Annotated in this window: 16 protein-coding genes; 6 read left to right on the top strand and 10 right to left on the bottom strand. The window is 72.1% G+C overall.

The window, feature by feature from the left end; all coding sequences use genetic code 11:
- Positions 1–13 precede the first annotated feature (13 nt).
- The 4 genes from ACQPZX_RS18185 (at position 14) to ACQPZX_RS18200 (ending at position 4,302) form a co-directional block, all read left to right on the top strand.
- On the top strand, positions 14–790 hold the full coding sequence (locus tag ACQPZX_RS18185; protein WP_433382030.1) for an IclR family transcriptional regulator: 777 nt from the start codon (positions 14–16) through the stop codon (positions 788–790).
- 155 nt (positions 791–945) lie between these two features.
- Positions 946–2,547: an ABC-F family ATP-binding cassette domain-containing protein gene (locus ACQPZX_RS18190; protein ID WP_433382033.1), complete on the top strand. Its 1,602-nt coding sequence runs from the start codon at positions 946–948 to the stop codon at positions 2,545–2,547.
- A gap of 39 nt (positions 2,548–2,586) precedes the next feature.
- On the top strand, positions 2,587–3,615 hold the full coding sequence (locus ACQPZX_RS18195; RefSeq protein WP_433382036.1) for an aldo/keto reductase: 1,029 nt from the start codon (positions 2,587–2,589) through the stop codon (positions 3,613–3,615).
- 291 nt (positions 3,616–3,906) lie between these two features.
- A complete protein-coding gene (locus tag ACQPZX_RS18200; RefSeq protein ID WP_433382039.1) occupies positions 3,907–4,302 on the top strand; it encodes a pentapeptide repeat-containing protein in 396 nt (131 codons plus the stop codon).
- Here ACQPZX_RS18200 and ACQPZX_RS18205 read toward each other — a convergent pair.
- Together ACQPZX_RS18205 and ACQPZX_RS18210 are read right to left on the bottom strand one after the other, a co-directional pair.
- On the bottom strand, positions 4,299–5,582 hold the full coding sequence (locus ACQPZX_RS18205; RefSeq protein ID WP_433382042.1) for an MFS transporter: 1,284 nt from the start codon (positions 5,580–5,582) through the stop codon (positions 4,299–4,301). The two genes, ACQPZX_RS18200 and ACQPZX_RS18205, sit on opposite strands and share 4 nt — an antisense overlap.
- Positions 5,579–6,121 carry an ArsR/SmtB family transcription factor gene (locus ACQPZX_RS18210; RefSeq protein ID WP_433382045.1) on the bottom strand — a complete coding sequence of 181 codons (543 nt, stop codon included), beginning with the start codon at positions 6,119–6,121 and terminating at the stop codon, positions 5,579–5,581. The genes ACQPZX_RS18205 and ACQPZX_RS18210 overlap by 4 nt, the downstream gene beginning before the upstream one ends.
- 260 nt (positions 6,122–6,381) lie before the next feature.
- Between ACQPZX_RS18210 and ACQPZX_RS18215 the strand changes: the two genes are divergently transcribed.
- A complete protein-coding gene (locus ACQPZX_RS18215; RefSeq protein ID WP_433382048.1) occupies positions 6,382–7,371 on the top strand; it encodes a LacI family DNA-binding transcriptional regulator in 990 nt (329 codons plus the stop codon).
- Positions 7,372–8,074: 703 nt separating this feature from the next.
- On the opposite strand, the gene ACQPZX_RS18220 is transcribed toward ACQPZX_RS18215, so the two are convergent.
- Entirely contained in the window at positions 8,075–8,767 is a 693-nt protein-coding gene (locus tag ACQPZX_RS18220; RefSeq protein WP_433382051.1) for an SDR family NAD(P)-dependent oxidoreductase, read from the bottom strand.
- Between the two features lie 106 nt (positions 8,768–8,873).
- Between ACQPZX_RS18220 and ACQPZX_RS18225 the strand changes: the two genes are divergently transcribed.
- Positions 8,874–9,371, top strand: coding sequence for an MmpS family transport accessory protein (locus ACQPZX_RS18225; RefSeq protein ID WP_433382054.1), 498 nt, complete (start codon positions 8,874–8,876; stop codon positions 9,369–9,371).
- A 41-nt stretch (positions 9,372–9,412) separates the two neighbouring features.
- On the opposite strand, the gene ACQPZX_RS18230 is transcribed toward ACQPZX_RS18225, so the two are convergent.
- The 7 genes from ACQPZX_RS18230 to egtA all read right to left on the bottom strand — a co-directional run bounded on the left by ACQPZX_RS18230 (position 9,413) and on the right by egtA (position 15,512).
- Positions 9,413–9,664: a type B 50S ribosomal protein L31 gene (locus tag ACQPZX_RS18230; protein WP_433382057.1), complete on the bottom strand. Its 252-nt coding sequence runs from the start codon at positions 9,662–9,664 to the stop codon at positions 9,413–9,415.
- A 101-nt stretch (positions 9,665–9,765) separates the two neighbouring features.
- Positions 9,766–10,491, bottom strand: a complete 726-nt coding sequence (locus tag ACQPZX_RS18235) for an anti-sigma factor (protein ID WP_433382060.1) — start codon at positions 10,489–10,491, stop codon at positions 9,766–9,768.
- The gene (locus ACQPZX_RS18240) at positions 10,488–11,108 is read right to left on the bottom strand and encodes a sigma-70 family RNA polymerase sigma factor (RefSeq protein WP_433382063.1); all 621 of its coding nucleotides are present in this window, start codon (positions 11,106–11,108) and stop codon (positions 10,488–10,490) included. Before ACQPZX_RS18240 ends, ACQPZX_RS18235 begins: the two co-directional genes overlap by 4 nt.
- An 81-nt stretch (positions 11,109–11,189) precedes the next feature.
- Positions 11,190–12,155: an L-histidine N(alpha)-methyltransferase gene (egtD, locus tag ACQPZX_RS18245; RefSeq protein WP_433382066.1), complete on the bottom strand. Its 966-nt coding sequence runs from the start codon at positions 12,153–12,155 to the stop codon at positions 11,190–11,192.
- Positions 12,152–12,895 (bottom strand): ergothioneine biosynthesis protein EgtC, encoded by a 744-nt coding sequence (gene egtC, locus ACQPZX_RS18250; protein WP_433382069.1) that lies wholly within the window; start codon positions 12,893–12,895, stop codon positions 12,152–12,154. Before egtC ends, egtD begins: the two co-directional genes overlap by 4 nt.
- Positions 12,895–14,274, bottom strand: coding sequence for an ergothioneine biosynthesis protein EgtB (gene egtB, locus ACQPZX_RS18255; protein ID WP_433382072.1), 1,380 nt, complete (start codon positions 14,272–14,274; stop codon positions 12,895–12,897). The genes egtC and egtB overlap by 1 nt, the downstream gene beginning before the upstream one ends.
- Positions 14,271–15,512, bottom strand: coding sequence for an ergothioneine biosynthesis glutamate--cysteine ligase EgtA (egtA, locus tag ACQPZX_RS18260; protein ID WP_433385305.1), 1,242 nt, complete (start codon positions 15,510–15,512; stop codon positions 14,271–14,273). The genes egtB and egtA overlap by 4 nt, the downstream gene beginning before the upstream one ends.
- Positions 15,513–15,727 lie beyond the last annotated feature (215 nt).

The following is a 15,727-nucleotide window of genomic DNA, read 5'->3' on the forward strand; positions in this document are numbered from 1 at the left end:
CGCGGGGAGCACGATGGCCGACGCGAAGCCGGAGTACCGGGTCGAGGCCCTGGCCAAGGGTCTGCGCCTGCTGAGCCTGTTCACCGAGCAGCGGCCCACCTGGCGGGTCACCGACCTGGCCGAGGCGGCCGGGCTGCCGATGCCGACGGCGTACCGGGTGGTGCAGACGCTCACCTCCGAGGGCTACCTCGATCATCTGCCCAACGGGGACTACCGTCCGGGCGTTCGCGTGCTGACTCTCGGCGGCGCCGCGCTGCGCAGCCTCGACCTCGTCGAGCTGTCGACGCCGCGCCTGCAGCGGCTCGCCACGCAGACCGGCGAGACGGTCAACCTCGCCGTGCTGACCGGCGACCGCGTGCTCTACCTCGTGCGGTTGCGGAACTCCGACCTGGTCACGGCCAACATCCAGGTGGGCTCGACGCTGCCGGCCGTGCACACCTCGATCGGCAAGCTACTGCTCGCGCACCTCGACCCGGCCGAGCTGAAGGCGCGCGTGACGGCCGAGTCGTTCCCGGCGCAGCACGGCCCCAACGCCAAGGTCTCGCTGGATGAGCTGGGCGAGGAGCTCGCGCGGATCCGGGAGCAGGGCTGGGCGGTCCAGGACGAGGAGCTCGCGTACGGGTTGCGCTCGGTGGCCGGCCCGATCACCGGTCCCGACGGCCGCGTCATCGCCGGGGTCAACCTCGCGGTGCAGGCCCGCGACTGGTCGGCGCAGCGGATCGTGCGCGAGCTGAAGCCCGTGGTGCTGGCGACGTGCACCGAGATCTCCCAGCTGGTGTCCGGTTCGTAAAACGGGCTTCACGGTACGAGAGTGCTACAGTTGATCCCGCTCTCACGATCGGAAGGGTGATCCACAGTGCTGCAGGGGGACGACGACATCTCCGGGTGAGCCCGGCTGTGTGTCTTTCGCGTCGTCACATCCCCTAGCGCTGAGGTTTGCCTTCCATGTCCGACATTTATGTCGTCTGCTCCCACGTGTCCTTTTCCTGGTCGGACGACACCCCCGTCTTCCACGACCTCTCGTTCAGCGTGCCCGCCGGCCGTACGGGATTGGTCGCCGCCAACGGCAGCGGGAAAAGCACCCTGCTCAAGCTCATCGCCGGCTCTTTGCATCCGCTCGACGGCTCGATAACGGTGACCGGCACGCTCGGTTATCTCCCGCAGGACCTGCCGCTCTCGTCGTCGCTGAGCGTGGCCGAGGTCCTCGGGGTCGACGCCCAGCTGCGCGCCCTGCACGCCATCGAGGCCGGCGAGACCGACGAGGAGCACTTCACGATCATCGGCGCCGACTGGGACGTCGAGGAGCGCAGCCGCGCCCAGCTCGACCGGCTCGGCCTCGCCGACGTGACCCTCGACCGCTCGCTCGGCACGCTCAGCGGCGGCCAGATCGTCTCGCTCGGCCTCGCCGCGCAGCTGCTCAAGCGCCCCGACGTGCTGCTGCTCGACGAGCCCACCAACAACCTCGACGGGGACGCGCGCGCCCGCCTCTACGACGTGCTCGACGACTTCAACGGCTGCCTGCTCGTGGTCAGCCACGACCGCGCGTTGCTCGACCGCATGGACCGGATCGCGTCGCTCGACCGCGGTCAACTTTCGCTTTTCGGCGGCAACTTTTCCGCGTACGAACAGGCGAGCGCGGCCGCGCAGGAGGTGGCCGAGCAGAAGGTGCGCAGCGCCGAGCAGGAGGTCAAGCGCGAGAAGCGCGAGCTTCAGCAGGCCCGGGAGCGGGCGGCCCGCCGGGCGTCGACGGCCAGCAAGAATTTGAAGAACGCCGGCCTCCCGAAGATCTTCGCCGGCAACATGAAGCGCGGCGCCGAGGTGGCCGCGGGCAAAGCCGCCGACACCCACGCCTCGCGGGTCGCCGACGCGCGTGCCCGGCTCGACGAGGCCGAGCGGGCGGTGCGCGAGGACGACCGCATCGTGATCGACCTGCCCGGGACGGCCGTGCCCGCCGGCCGGACGTTGTTCGAGGGCTCGGGCCTGAAGGTGCGCTCCCTTTTCGAGAAGCTCGACCTCACGGTCCGTGGCCCCGAGCGGATCGCGCTGACCGGGCCGAACGGCTCCGGCAAGTCCACGCTGCTGCGCCTGATCGCCGGCGACCTTCAGGCGGATGCCGGCACGGCCCGGCACGCCGACGGCCGGGTCGCCTACCTGTCGCAGCGCCTGGATCTGCTCGACCCCGATCGCTCGGTGGCGGAGAACCTGGCGGCGTTCGCCCCGACCCTGCCGGACGCCGAGCGGATGAACCGGCTCGCGCGCTTCCTCTTCCGCGGCGGCCGGGCCCACCTGCCGGTGCGCGTCCTCTCCGGCGGCGAGCGGCTGCGGGCGACGCTCGCGTGCGTGCTGTGCGCCGAACCGGCCCCGCAGCTGCTCCTGCTGGACGAGCCGACGAACAACCTGGACCTGGTCAGCGTGAGCCAGCTGGAGAGCGCGCTGAACTCGTACCGCGGAGCCTTCATCGTGGTGTCGCACGACGCGCGCTTCCTCGACGAGATCGGCATCGACCGCCGCCTCCGCCTGGCGGGCGGGCGGCTGATCGCCGAGTGACAGGATGGGTTGAGTCTCATTCCAGGAGGGTCAGTCACCATGGTTGAGTACCGGCCGTTCGGCCGCACCGGCGTACAGATCTCGAACCTGACGCTGGGGGCCATGAACTTCGGCAAGTCCGGGAACCCCGATCACGAGGACGGGATCCGGATCATCCACCGGGCCCTGGACGAGGGCATCAACGCGATCGACACGGCGGACGTCTACTCGCAGGGCGAGAGCGAGGAGATCGTCGGGAAGGCGCTGAAGGGCTGGCGCCGGGACGACGTCTTCCTCGCCACGAAGTTCCACGGGCAGATGGGCGACGGGCTCAACACGAAGGGCAACTCGCGGCGGTGGATCATGGCGGAGGTCGAGAACAGCCTGCGCCGGCTGCAGACCGACCGGATCGACCTCTACCAGGTGCACCGGCCCGAGCAGGGAACGGACTTCGACGAGACCCTGGGTGCGATGAGCGATCTCGTACGCCAGGGGAAGATCCGCTACCTCGGGACGTCCACGTTCGAGCCGTCCGAGATCGTGGAGGGGCAGTGGATCGCGGAGCGGCGCGGGCGGGAGCGGGTGGTGAGCGAGCAGCCGCCGTACTCGATCCTCGTGCGCGGCATCGAGCGTGAGATGCTTCCGGTGGCCTCCCGCTACGGCCTCGCGGTTCTGCCCTGGAGCCCGCTCGGCGGCGGGTATCTCTCCGGCCGCTACCACTCCGGGATGACCGAGCCGCTCTCGCTGCGCGTCTCGCGGCTGCCGGAGCGGTACGACCCGACGCGGCCGTCCAACGCGGCCAAGCTCGCGGCGGTCGACGAGCTCACCAAGCTGGCGGCCGAGGCGGGGATGTCGCTGATCCACCTGGCGCTCGGGTTCGTGCTCGCGCACCCGGCGATCACCTCGGCGATCATCGGGCCGCGGACGATGGAGCATCTGGAGTCGCAGCTCGGCGTGCCGGTGCTGAGCGCCGACGTGCTGGACCGGATCGACGGGATCGTGCCGCCGGGGACGAACCTCAATCCGGCCGACGCCGGGTACGCGCCGCCGTCGCTGACCGACCGGAGCGTGCGCCGCCGCGCCTCGTAGGGTGTCGGGGTGCCGCCACGCCGTATCCGTCAGGGACCACCGCGCCCGCCTTCCGTGCCTGTCTCTCCTCCGCCGGCTTCCGGAGTCCAGCTGGCTATCGAGTACGAGCAGACCGTGTCGTCCGTTTTGTACGGCGACGTCGATCTCTCGGGCACAGAAGCGGGGGCGGTGGAGTTCCTTCAGTGCCGCTTCTCGAAGTCGTCGCTGGCTCAGTCGCATTTGTCTCAAGTCCGATTTATTGATTGTGTTGCTGATATTTCGGACTTTTCGAATTTGCGGGGCGAGCGCGGCGTGCTGGAGCGGGTCGGGGTGACCGGGTCGCGGATGACCGGGCTGGCCTGGAACGACGGGCTGCTGAGCGACGTCACGTTCACCGATTGCAAGGTGGACCTGACGAACTGGCGGTTCGCCCGCTTCGACGTGGTGACCTTCACCGACTGCAACCTGGCCGGCGCCGACTTCACCCACGCGGACCTGCGCGGGGCGACTTTCACGCGGTGCGACCTGTCGCGGGCGCAGTTCCACAACGCTTCCATGGAGGGCGCGCGGTTCCGCGGTTGCGAGCTGCAGGGGATCGGCGGACTCACCAGCTGGGCGGGGGCGATCGTGCACCCCGACGACTTGCTGGCGCTTTCCTATGCGCTAGCCGGGGCACTCGGCATCACGGTGTCCGACTCCTCGGCTTAAGGGTGCTTTGCCGGTGGCGGTAGCTCGCCGGGCCGGCGCGCCTCGGCGGAATGCGGCGGGTCGCTCGGCAGGGGTGGCGCGTTCCTGACGGCGGGGCTCGCGGTCGCGGCTATCGCGGTCGCGAGCATCGCTGCCGACAGCACGCCGATGGCGCCCTTCGCGGTGAGCGCGGTCAACAGGTACCCGGCGAGCAGCGACGCCAGCGGCATGACGCCCCACGTGACGGTCATGGCGGCGCTCATCACCCGGCCCAGCAGCTGGTTGGGGACCAGCACCGCCGCGTAGGTCATCAGCACGACGTTCCACAGTGGGCCGACGAACGCGCAGGCGGCGCCGACCAGGCCGAGCTGCAGCGGGTTGGCGGCCACCGCGAAGAGGGGGAGCAGCGCGGCCCACACCCAGTTGACGCCGACGATGACCCGCCGGGCGGTGAGGTGGCGATGCAGCCGGGTCGCGGCGAGCGCGCCGGCCAGGCCGCCGGCGCTGTAGATGCCGAGCATGAGCCCGACCGACGTGGCGCCGCGGTCGTGGGCCAGCACGATGAGGATCAGCGTCAGGGCCTGGAAGACCAGGTTGCTCACCGCGAGCAGGACGATCGAGGCCCGGACCAGGGGCTGCCGCCAGGTCCAGCGCAGGCCCTCGACGGCCTCCCGCCACAACGGCTCGGCGGCGGCTCTCTCGCGGGCACGCAGATCCTTGCGGACGAACAGCAGGGCCACGGCGGAGATCAGGTACGAGGCGGCGTCCACCACGAACGGCACGGCTCGGCCGGCGGCGAAGAGCAGGCCGCCCAGCGGGGGCCCGATCAGGCCGGCGCCACGCGAGCGGGCCTCGTTCTGGGCCATCGCGGCCGGTAGCTGCCCGGCGGGGATGATCAGCGGGAGCGCGGCGCGCTCGGCGAGGCCGAAGAAGACCGAGCACAGGCCCTGGACGAAGGCGACGACGGCCAGATGCGCGACCGTGACCACGCCCCACCAGAGCGCGACCGGCACGCTGGCGACCGCGACGGCCGCCGCCAGCTCGCTGGCCAGCAGGATGGTGCGCCGGTTCGCCCGGTCGACGAGCGGGCCGGCCGGCAGGTTGGCGACCAGGAACGGCAACGTCCCGGCCGCGGCGACCAGGCCGGCGTCGCCCGGGGAGCCGCCGGTCGCGAGCACGAGCAGCGGCATCGCGGTGCCGCCGATCTGGGCGCCGAGCGCGGAGACGACCTGCCCGCCCCAGAGCGCGGCGAAGTCTCGATTTCGCCGCAGCTTCACGGGCGCCGCGACGTCGCTCGTCATGGCGTGGGGAACGCGTGGAAGACGACGGCGATGTGCCGCGCGCCCGGGCTGGCGTGTTCCGGCTCGCGGTGCCACTTCGAGAGCAGCGCGATGTACTCCTCGCCGAACTGCGCCAGCTCCGCGGCGGTCAGGGCGGTGCTTCCGTACGAATGCTGGGCGGCGCCGGTGAACTCGCCGTAGGAGTCGCGGTCCATCAGGTACGCCAGGAGCTCGCGCCCCGACCGCTCGAACCACTGCCGGCCGACCTCGTCGGCCGCCGCCGCCACCGCGGGGTCGTCGGCCGAGCGCGGCAGCCGGATGTGCTGCGGGATGGACCGCCAGTAGCGCCGCCGGCCCTTCGACCGGGCGGTGTCCTCCTCGATGAAGCCGAACCGCTCCAGCTGTCGCAGGTGGTAGCTGGTCGCGCCGCGGTCGGCGCCGAACTCCGCGGCGAGCTCTGCCGAAGTGGCCGGCCCCTGCCGCTGGAGGCGGGTGAGCATCTGCTGGCGCAGCGGGTGGGCGAGCGCCTTGAGCGCCTCGACGTCCGTGAGTACTCGCATGTTTGAGAAGATATCTATGCAAAGACTTCTTCTCAACCCTTCCGGCGGCGCCGGATGAAGCGCCGGCGCGGGCGCGGGGGCCGGACGGGGGCCTCGGGCAGCGCCGACTGGCTGTCTCGCCGGGCCGCTTCCACGCTGAAGAACCAAGCCGCGAAGTCCATTGGCATGCCCTCTCATGAGGTCCGTTAACGGTCACGTGACCGTTAACGGCATTGTCGCGAGGAGGAGCGCGCCGGTCAACCGATTACGATGCGGTGATCGTGGAAGACAGACAGGACAAGCGGCCCACGCTGCGCGACGTGGCGCGGCTCGCGGGCGTTTCGCACCAGACCGTGTCCCGGGCGATCAACGACAAGGGCGAGATCGACCCCGAGACCCGCCGGCGGGTGCTCGACGCCGCCCGGCAGCTGCGATACCGGCCGTCACGGTTCGCGCGCGGGCTCGTGCGGCCCGGGGCGGTCACGCTGGGGCTGATCGTTCCCGACGTGGTGAACCCGTTCTTCCCCGAGCTGATCGCCGGGGTCATCGACGCGGCCGAGCAGGCCGGGTGGCAGGTGCTGATCAGCACCAGCCAGGACGACCCCGCCCGCGAGCCGGAGCTGCTGCGCGCGCTGGCCGGTCAGGTGGACGCGATGATCTGCTACCTCTTCCAGCCCGAGGACGTGATCGCCGACGCCGTCGAGGGCGTCCCGCTGGTCGTGATGAGCCGCACCCCGTCCGAGCAGGCGTTCGGGGCGGTCGACATCGACGCGGCAACCGGCGTACGCGCGCTCGTGCGCCACCTCGCCGCGCGCGGCCACCGCCGCCTCGGCATGATCGACTGCCCGGCCGCCGCCGACGCCGGCCGCCGGGTGGCGTTCCTGGCCGAGGCCGCAGAGCTGGACCTGGAGGTGCCGGAGGACGCGATCGCCCCCGTCGAGCAGTCGATGGCCGGCGGCGAGGCCGGCTTCGCCCGCCTCCGGAAGACCCGGCCCGACCTGACCGCGATCTTCGCCTTCAACGACCTGGTCGCCCTGGGCGCCCATCGCGAGGCCCGCCGCCAGGGCGTGGAGGTACCCGGCGACGTGGCCCTGGCCGGCTTCGACGGCCTCACCGTGGGCGAGCTGATCGACCCGCCCCTGACCACGGTCTACCTGAACAAGCGCCGCATGGGCGAGCTGGCCGTGGCCCAGGCCCGGCGCCTGCTGGCCGGCGACCAACCCGCCCCTGCCGTCCTCGAGACCGAGCTGGTGGTCCGGGGCTCGGCCTAGCACATTCGGGCGGCAGCTAGTGCGTTGTCCACAATCGCCGGTTATCCACAGGCGGCGTAGCCGCATCCCCCAATCTCCCGCTTTCCCGACGACAATGGCGAACGGGGGCTTCCCCCAGTGGAGGGCGGGCTCGGCGGGCGGGCTCGGCGGGCGGGCTCGGCGGGCGGGCTCGGCGGGCGGGCTCGGCGGGCGGCTCAGCGGGCGGGTGCGGCAGTCGCGGGTGGCCAGGCGCTGGGCTGGGCTGCAATGGCCTGGCGTGTGCCTGGCCTTGGTGGGGTGCGGCCGTTGCGAAATGGCGCCGGCCGGGCAGCTTGCCATGGCCCGGCGTGTGCCTGGCTCCGGCGGGCGCGGCCCCTTGCGGTTTGCCTGTGGCTGGGCGGGACTGCCATGGCCCGGCGTGTGCTCGGCCGCGGCGCGTGCGGCCCGTTGCGGTTTCTCGGCGGATGGCGTCTGTCGTGCCGCGCCCCGCTTCGGCGCCGGGTGAATCTTGATGAGCTGCTGATCCGAGCGAACGCTAAGTCTTCGTCCTTGGGCGCCGTCGGCGCGGGGTAGGTTAATATAAACGGATATTTCTGGCGAGGCGCGCGCTTGGGTCTCACAGCGTGAACCCGTCAACCGAGGCGTGGGACACGGCGCCAGCATGCGGGAGCGGGCACCAATATCCGAGAACGGCTGTCACATGGTGGGAACGCAAGGGCGAGACCTAGGTGCGGAGGGCGTCGGAGACGGACTTGGCGCCGCCGTGGGAGCTGGCGCCCCCGTCGACCGGGATCTCGGCGCCGGAGATGTACGAAGCGGCGTCGCTCAGGAGGAAGGCGACGACCGCGGCCACCTCGGCGGGCGTGCCGGTGCGTCCCAGGGGAGTCTCGGCGATGCTGGCTGCCCGGAAAGCGGGCGCCGCTGACGCCGTCATGGGCGTCTCGATGAAGCCCGGATGCACGATGTTGACCCGGATGCCGCGGGGGCCTAACTCCATGCAAGCGGCGTGGGTGAGGCCGCGCAGCGACCACTTGCTGGCCGTGTACGCCACCGGATAGTGGCCCTGAAGAGCGGCCAGCGAGCCCACGTTGACGATCGACGAGCCGGCGGCCATCAGCGGCGACAGGGCCTGGATGCCCAGCAGCGGGCCCAGCACGTTGACGGCCTGCACGCGCTCGAAATCCGCGGGATCCACCTCGCCGAGGCGGGCCCGCCAGGTGGCGCCGGCGCAGTTGACCAAGCCATGCAGAACCGACGGCCGCAGAGTCTCGGCCAGATCGGACCAGGCCGACCGATCCCGTACGTCGAAGGAAGTCGCCAGATCCAGCGCGACCACCTCGATGCCGTCCGCCCGCAGGGCGCCGGCCACGGCGGCGCCGATGCCGGACGCCGCGCCGGTAACCACCACTCGCCGCATGCCACCAACAGTGCGCGAGCGCCGCCGCGCCTGGGAAGTCAGAACTGCTGATGCCGGCCATCCGCGCCGGTTATGCCGGTGGCGGCCGGCGCCTACCGTGAAGGCCGTGACGGAGTTCGATCGAGAATGGCCCGAGCCGTCGCCCGTGCCCGATGATCTCGCGCCGGCGCGGGTGGTGCCGCGGCGGCGCGGTGCGCGCGTGATCGCGGTGATCGTGGCGGCGGCGGTCCTCCTCGCGGCGGGGGTCGGCGCCGCGCTGACTTCGTGGAGGTCGCCGGCGCCGCCGCCCAGCGAGGTGGTTGCGGTCGCGCCAGAGCGGGCGGTGACCAGGACGGTCGTCTACGAGGTGTCCAGCGGCGGCGCCGGCGACATCGGCAGCGTTCAGTACACCGACCAGGACGGTGACATCATCACCCGGGGCGGGGTGCCACTGCCGTGGCGCACGACGTTCACGGTGACCGGCGATCGCGGCCCGCTCGTCCTGATCGCGCAGCGCAAGAAGGGCGGCGCCGGCGAGGTGACCTGCTCCATCACGTACGGCGAGAAGGTGCTGACCACGGTCACGCAGACCGGCCGCTACGCCTCTCCGCAGTGTTCCGCATAACGAAAGACGGCCGCCCGGGGGCGGCCGTCTCGAAAGACTGACTACTTCGCGAACTTGGCGTACTTGGCGCGGAACTTCTCGATCCGGCCCGCCGTGTCGAGCACGCGGCTGCGCCCGGTCCAGAACGGGTGGCTCGCGGCCGAGATCTGCACGTCCACCACGGGGTACGTCTTCCCGTCCGTCCACTCGACCGTCTTGTCGCTCTTCTCGGTCGAGCGGGTCAGGAACGCGTAGTCGGCGTTCCGGTCGCGGTATACGACGGCGTGGTAGTCGGGGTGGATTCCGTTCTTCATTTCTCAGCCCTCCAGCGAGGCCCTGCAGCGAGACGCATCCATGTAACGGATGCCCCTGCCCCGGTATTTCGGCTGGGTATGTGTCCTGCGAGACACCCGGATCAGAGCTTCACGTCGGCCGCCAGGGGAGTGGTCGGGGTCTTCGAGCCGCCCGGCGGCTCGATCGAGACGCCCACGTCGGAGGCCTCGGACATGCCATCGACGATCTGTACCGAGGTGGTCTGGCCGGGAGCCAGGGCACCTTCGTTCACCGGCTGCTGGGAGCGGATCGTCCAGAGCTGGTAGACCTTGCCGGCGGGAGCGGCGTCGGCGGCCAGCATGATGACGCCGGCGTCGTGCAGCTTGGAGGTCGCGACGGTCACCCGGCCGCCACCGGTCACCGGCTCCTCGCGGACGACGAGGTCGGGCGCGGCGAGCAGCGCGCGAACCCGGGCCTCGGCCGCCTGAGCCGCCTCGGCGCGATCGTGCTCACGCCGTACGCGATCGTTTTGAATCACCGACGCGACCGTCGCCGCGCCGGCGACCGCGACCACGACGGCGGCCGCGGCCGCGACCACCCGCAGGCGGCGGCGTGGCGGAGTGGCCTGCATGGGCGCCGGGGAGACCGGCGCGATCTGGCGGACCGACGTGATCGCGGAGAGCACGTCGTCGCGCAGCGCGGGCGGGGGAACCGACCAGGCGCCGTCGGCCAGGCGGGCCGAGACCTCGCGCAACTCGTCGACGTCGGCACGGCAGACGTCGCACTCGCGCAAGTGCCGCTCGAAGCTGGCGCGCTCGATGTCATCCACCGCATCGAGGACGTAGGGGCCGATCAGACCGTGAATCATGCCGTCGCCCCCGCTCCGAGGCAGTCGCGCAGGCGGATGAGGCCGTCGCGCATGCGGGTCTTGACTGTCGGCAAGGGCGCTCCCAGAAGCTCGGCCACCTGCGGATACGTGTGGCCCTGGTAGTAGGCGAGGGTCACCGCCTGGCGCTGCAGCTCGGTCAGATCGTTGAGGCAGCGGCGGACCTGCTGGCGCTCGAGGCGGCCGGAGACCTCGTCGGCGACGCTGTCGTAGGGGACCTCGACCTGGGCGCGGCCGACGAAGGCCAGGCGCTCGGCCGCGGACTGCTCGGCGCGCACCCGGTCGACGGCCCGGCGGTGCGCGATCGTGCAGATCCACGACGTCGCCGAGCCGCGGGCCGGGTCGAAGCGGGCGGCGGTGCGCCACACCTCGACCAGCACCTCCTGCGCCACCTCCTCGGACTGCGCCGGGTCGCGCAGCACCCGCCGGATCAGGCCGTAGACGCGGGGCGCGACCAGGTCGTAGAGGCGGGCGAACGCCTTCTCGTCGCCGCGGGCCACCGCGCGCAGGAGGTCGGCCGGCTCCGAGGACTTGTCGGGGCCGGGGTCGGGCACCGCCGACAGGTGGTCGGGACGGCGGCTCGTGCCGCTCTCCGCCATGGGTGTCCGCCCTTCAGCCGTGGGGTTGCGACTGGCATTCGCGGCCGAAGGGCGGACGGATGGGTCAGATGCTCAAGAAAATCAGACCGCCCGCGCCAGGGACACCGCGAACAGGCCGTCCCGGTCGGTCCACCACTGGTCGAGGGCGAACCCGGCCTCGGCCAGCTCCCGCTCGACCCCCTCGCGGCGGAACTTGGCCGACACCTCGGTGCGGACCTCCTCGCCGGCCGCGAAGTCGACCTCGAGGCCCACGCCCGGGATCGAGACCCGCATCGGCCAGCGGGCGCGCAGGCGCATCTCGATCCACTCCTGGTCGGGGTCCCACAGCGCGACGTGGGCGAAGCCGTCCAGGTCGAAGTCGGCGCCGAGGCTGCCGTTGAGCACCCGCAGCACGTTGCGGTTGAACTCGGCGGTCACGCCCTGGGCGTCGTCGTAGGCGGGCACCACCACGCTCGGGCTCTTCACCAGGTCGGTGCCGAGCAGCAGGTGCTCGCCGGACTGCAGCACCGAGCGGACGTCGGAGAAGAACGCCGCCCGCTCGTCGGGGATCAGGTTGCCGATCGTGCCGCCGAGGAACGCGACGAGCCTGTTGCCCTCGGTAGGCAGGTGCTTGAGGTGGCGGGTGAGGTCGCCGACGATGTTGTGCACGCGCAGGCCCGGGAAGTCCGCGGTGATCTGCTCCGCCGCTGCCTCCAAAGCGGTCGGCGACACGTCCATCGGCACGAAGGTCGACAGCGTTCCCTCAGCGGTGAGCGCGTCGAGCAGCAGCCTGGTCTTCGTCGAATAGCCCGAGCCCAGCTCGAGCAGCGCGGTGGCCCGGGTGTGCCGGGCGATCTCGGGCGCCCGGTCGGCGAGGATCTGGCGCTCGGCGCGGGTCGGGTAGTACTCGGGCAGCTCGGTGATCAGCTCGAACAGCTCGCTGCCCCGGGCGTCGTAGAACCACTTGGGCGGCAGCCACTTCGGGTCGTCGGTGAGGCCGGCGGTCACGTCCGCGCGCAGGGTGCGGGCAAGATCGTCGGCGTCGAGATGAACTTCGAGCTCGTTCATTTTTCTCCCAGGGGCGCAAGGGTCAGGGCGGTGGCGGTGGCGCGCAGCAGCGTCCCCTCGGGGACCGGGCGCCAGGCGGGGCGGTCGTCGAGCGGCTCCGAGGCCACGACGACCGCTTCCGGCCGAGAGAGGACGGACAAGGAATGACCGACGGTGGTCGCCACTAGCGACTCGCCGTCGGTGAGCAGCAGGTTGAGCCGGGATCCGGGCGCCGACCGCAGCACGTCGGCCACGACGTCGGCCACCGCCTGGGCGGGCGGCGAGCCGGCCCGCAGCCGATCGCGGACGAGGACCCACAGCAGCGCCGCGTCGGTCGGCGCGTCCAGCGTCAACAAATCGACCGGCGGCAGTGTTCCGGCCAGTTTCTCGACCGCGGAAGGCCACCCGGCGACGACCCCGTTGTGGCTGAACAGCCAGGGCCCGTCCCCGAACGGCGCCGCCGCGGACTCGGTCACCGGCATGCCGACGGTCGCGCTGCGCACCGCCGCCAGCACCCCGGTCGACGCCACCGAGGCGGCGAGCCCCGGCAGCGTCGTGTCACTCCAGATCGGGGTGTGCCGCCGATAGCGCACGACACCGCCCGGCGTGTGCCAGCCGACGCCGAAGCCGTCTGCGTTGATCGTCCCGCCGCCCCGCATGTCGCGCGGCGCCCACGACTGGTGAGCCAGCGAATGCGGCGGGTCGAGAAGCAGCTCGCTCAGCGGAATCGGCGGACCCAGATAGGCCAGGTGCCGGCACATCAGGCGTCCCGCGCGCAGCGGAACCCGCTGAAGATCTGCCGCCGGATCGGATAGTCCCAGTTCCGGAAGGTGCCCCGGCACGCCGACCGGTCGGTGCCGAACGAGCCGCCGCGCAGCACCTTGTAGTCGGCGCCGAAGAACACCTCCGAATACTCCCGATAGGGGAAGGGCGCGAAACCCGGATAGCCCGTGAAATCGGTCGAGACCCATTCCCACACGTCGCCGATGAGCTGGTGGACACCCAAAGGCGAGACACCCATCGGGTACGCCCCGGCGGAGGCCGGACGCAGATGACGCTGTCCCAGGTTGGCGTGGTCGGCCGTCGGGGTGTCGTCGCCCCACGGGAAGCGCCGCGATCGCCCGGTCGCCGGGTCGAACCGGGCCGCCTTCTCCCACTCCGCCTCGGTGGGCAGCCGCTTGCCGGCCCAGGAGGCGTAGGCCTCGGCCTCGTAGAAGCAGACATGCACGACCGGTTCGCCGGGCACGATCCGCTGGGTGCGGCCGAACTGCGTGCAGGACCAGCCGTCGCCGTCGCGCGCCCAGTGCAGGGGCGCGTGGAGGCCGGCCGACTGGCGGTGATCCCAGCCCGCCGGGCTCCACCAGCGCGGGTCGTCGTAGCCGCCGTCGTCGATGAACCCCGCGTACTCCGCGTTGGTGACCGCGGCGCGGTCGATGTGGAAGGCCGGCACGAAGACCTGGTGCGCCGGGCGCTCGTTGTCGAGGGCCCACGCCTCGGTGCTGGTGCCCATCGTGAACGGCCCGCCCGGCACCAGCACCTCGCCGCTGACCGGCCCGGCGGCCGGCGGCGGGGGAGGGGCGTCGAGCACGGCCGGCCCGCCGCGCAGCTGGTGGGTGGCGAGCATGGTCTCGTCGTGCTGCTGCTCGTGCTGCACGATCATGCCGAACGCGAACCCCTGGTCGACCAGCGGCGTGCCCTCGAGCCGGCTGCGGGTGAGCACGTCGAGGGCCTTGTCGCGCACGGTCGCGACGTACCCGCGGGCCTCGGCCGGGGTGAGCAGCGGCAGCTGGGGGCGGTCGCGGCGGGGATGCTTGAACGCGTCGTACAGCTCGTCGATGTCGCGGCGCACCGGCTCGCGGCCGCCGACGTCGCGGACCAGCCAGAGCTCTTCCTGGTTGCCGACGTGGGCGAGATCCCACACCAGTGGCGACATCAGCGGCGAGTGCTGCCGGATCAGGTCGCCCTCGTCGACGGCCTCGGTGAGCAATGTGGTGCGGTCCCGGGCCCGCCCGAGCTCGGCCGCGACGACGTCACGCAGCCGATCGGTCCCGGCCGCGGCGGCCACGTCGGCTGCGGGCAGGTCGCGCGGGCGGCCGGCGGCGGGGCCGGCGCCGGCCGGGTCGGTGGGGAAAGCGGTCATGACGTCTCCTTGGCGGCGACGGCGGCGGCGCTCAGGCGCCGGTCGACGGTGGTGATGACGTGGGTGCGGACGGACGCCGGCAGGGCGGCGTCGAGCCGGGCGCAGGCCAGCTCGGCGAGGGCCGAGGCGGCGCGGCGCAGCGACGGGTCGGCGAGACCGATCGAGTACGCCGTGTGCCAGCGCCCCGCGACCGGGAGCGCCAGCTCGAGCGCGGCCTCGGTGGTCTGCCGGTCGGCGAGCAGCGCGGTGAGCACGGCGACCGGCGCGAACCACTCGCCGCCCGGCTGGGCGTCGAGGTAGCGGACCTCCAGGTAGCCCCGCGGGCGGACCGGCGGGAACAGAGTGGACAGGTGGTACTCGACGTCGCCGGCGGTCGGCGCGTCGGGCAGCGCGCCGGCCACCCAGTCGGCCAGGGTCACGCCGGGCGGCGGGTCCCAGCTGCCGTGGTCGCGGCGCACGCAGATCAGCGGGGCGGACAACGCGTACCGCACCCAGCCGGCCGCCGGGTCGCCGGACGGGCCCACCGGCGGGTGCGTGAGCCGCGGATCCATGCCCCACCAGGCCGCCATCCGGGCCGAAGCCAGCCCGGTGTGGCGCCCGGCGTGGCGGGCCGAGTTGGCGAACAGGGCCAGCAACGGCGGGCCGAGCGCGAGCGCGGCGCGCCATCGGGCCGGCAGCTCGGCCTCGGTGCCGGCGTCGAGACAGACCTGCAGGCCCGCGGTGCTGCTCATCATGATCCGGCCGTGCCGGCCCCGGGCGTCGAAGAACCTCTCCATCGCCGCGTAGCGCGGGGTGTCGAGGATCCGCCGGGGCGACCGGTGCGGGTCGATGCCGTGCTCGCCCAGGCGCAGTCCCGCGTCGTCGAGCAGGGTGGTGAGGTGGGCGAGATCGGCGGTGACGGCCGCGTGCAGGGCGGCGGTCGAGCGGGCCGGGGCCGAGGAGATTTCCAGCTGGCCGCCGGGCTCGACGGTGAGAGAGCCGCCGGCGGGTAGATGCCCAGGAGAGTTTCCCGGTGCGAGGGTGGCCGGGGTGTGCCGGCCGAGGGCTTGCCGCAGGGTTTCGCGGTCGAGGGGCGCGCGGGGCGCCGCGGTGTGGTGAACGGTCCATTCGAGCTCGGCGCCGATCAGCGCCGGCGGGCCGGTCTTGAAGCAGATGGCGCGTATGTGCGCCTCGACTTCCTCCTGAGTGCGCAGGCGGCGGCTGGTGGCCGCGGCCGCGTCATGGTCGAGCGTCGTCATCGGACGGGCTCCCGTCGTCACGAACCGTAGGGTTCCGGTTACCTCGACGGACCCTACGACGGGGGTATGACAACTTCCGGAACCCGGATCGTCCGACGAGGACTGATCCGCGAGGCTTCCTGCGGATTCGTCCCGATAGTGACCTGCGTCACTCGCCGGGCCCGGTCCTGCGTCCAAGATCACGCTCGGTGGCGGCCACTATGGCGGTTAACCTC

Source organism: Actinoplanes sp. CA-142083, assembly GCF_050942195.1.
GTDB lineage: Bacteria > Actinomycetota > Actinomycetes > Mycobacteriales > Micromonosporaceae > Actinoplanes.